The sequence below is a fragment of the Streptomyces sp. NPDC002130 genome (assembly GCF_040296465.1).
In the GTDB taxonomy this organism is placed as follows: domain Bacteria; phylum Actinomycetota; class Actinomycetes; order Streptomycetales; family Streptomycetaceae; genus Streptomyces.
In genome coordinates this window covers 1-1627 of the sequence record NZ_JBEOXI010000720.1, presented here as the reverse complement: position 1 = coordinate 1627, position 1627 = coordinate 1, and the positions used below count along the sequence as shown (strand labels likewise).

Below are 1627 nucleotides of genomic sequence, written 5' to 3'. Positions count from 1 at the left end.
CTGGCCATGGATCTGGGGCTGGCGAAGGAGAAGCTCCATGAGGACCCGCGGGCGGCGGGTGAATCTGCCGATCCGGGTGCGTGACAGACGAGAATTGGTGCCGCGCACATGCTCGAACCAGGCTTCGCGCTGATCGTCCGGCAGAGCGTCCCACGAGCTCGCCGTCAGAGTTTCGTAATCGAGAGCGGCGACAGTCTCGAGCGGTGTGAGCAGACGCCAGCTGGCGAGGCGGTACACGTCCGCGAAGTGGCCGTTAACCGGTGGCCACTCGGTCTCGGGGTGGAGTCGCATAAATGTTTGGGCAGCAACACGTTCCACGGAACGTGCAACCGGATAGTGGCGCGACTGCCGAAACTCTCCGCTGTGAATCTCGTCCCGGAGACTGTTCACGACCGAACCTCCTTGATGGAAGATGAACTGGCCGAAGCTGTTTCGGCTTCCTTCGCCTGCCTGTGTCCAGCAAGTTTGTGATACGGAATAGTGTCCGTCCAATCGCCGCCAATCCTCGCCGGAACAGTGACAGATTTCTTATTGACCCGAACCACCGAATACCAGACACCCGAGCACCTGACCAGATCTCCTTTCGCGATCGTGTCCGGCCCGAAATTGTTGGCCTGACCTGACGCGATCTGCTGGGCGCGGATTCCTTCCCAATAGGTGATCTGGTCGGCCCGCTCGGCGATACGGGTAATCAACGCCTGACGGTAGGTGCCCTCGGCCGGAGGAAATTTCTCGATCAGCTTCACGCCACGCACCACGAAGAGCGTCCGCTCGTGACCGTCGAGCTCGCGTTGGTCCGCGCGCTGCTCTGCGTGCATTTTGTCGATCCGATTCTTCACGGTCACCGGGCTGTAGCGAGCCGCTGTGGTCACCGCTGTCGCCTCCGCGCGCCTACGTGCTTCCTCCGCATTCCCCTCGGCTGCCACAGCCTGTCCCAGGCGCTGATGGACTTTCTTGAGCGCTCGCCGATGCCGCCCCTCCGAATGGTGCCCGACCTTGATCGGCTCACCCCCAGGAGGAAGCTGGGCAGCCGCGCGCTGCTCTGCCTCCCAAGCCGACTCCGCCTGTTCTGACCGGCGCCCCGCCTTCAGCGCGAGCGCTTCCACCCGAGCAGTTTGACGATCAATGCGATCGGCCTCGACCTCGGCCGTCGGCCGCGCTGTCGAGTCGATATCAATCTCGACATCGAAACCACTCGCGCGCAACGCCTCTGCAGTCAACTCAATCAGGCGAACCTTCGGAGCCCGATCCCTACTGCTCCGGATCCCCCAGAAACCGATACTGCGAAACCACCTCCACCCGTGCGCCGCCAATACATCTCCGGAACCATCACCGCGAGAGGTCCCGTCAATTAGCGTTCCATCCGCGGCAGTGTGCGAAATCGTCAACGTCACTTCGAATCTCCGACCTAACAGTGGGGCAGGTAGTCAGTCCGCCCGTCAGCAATTGGACACCTCCAAACCTACCCTCGATATCCGACAAAAACATGCATTCACCTGCGTGTATGTCCCCGCCGCACCCGGTGCCGGGGAGTCAGCATCGGCCTGATCATCGGCCTGCTGACCAACCCCGGCGCCGGCACCGGCCTCACGCCCAAGGACGGCGGGAAGCCCGAGACCACCGGTTC

General features: G+C 62.5%; 2 protein-coding genes. Both read right to left on the bottom strand.

What is annotated here, in order from left to right; genetic code table 11:
* Positions 1 to 390: hypothetical protein (locus tag ABT116_RS44805; protein WP_351646745.1), on the bottom strand; the 390-nt coding region annotated here is incomplete at its 3' end.
* The gene (locus ABT116_RS44800; RefSeq protein ID WP_307807323.1) at positions 387 to 1220 is read right to left on the bottom strand and encodes a DUF3560 domain-containing protein; all 834 of its coding nucleotides are present in this window, start codon (positions 1218 to 1220) and stop codon (positions 387 to 389) included. The genes ABT116_RS44805 and ABT116_RS44800, both read right to left, overlap by 4 nt.
* Between the last annotated feature and the right edge of the window lie 407 nt (positions 1221 to 1627).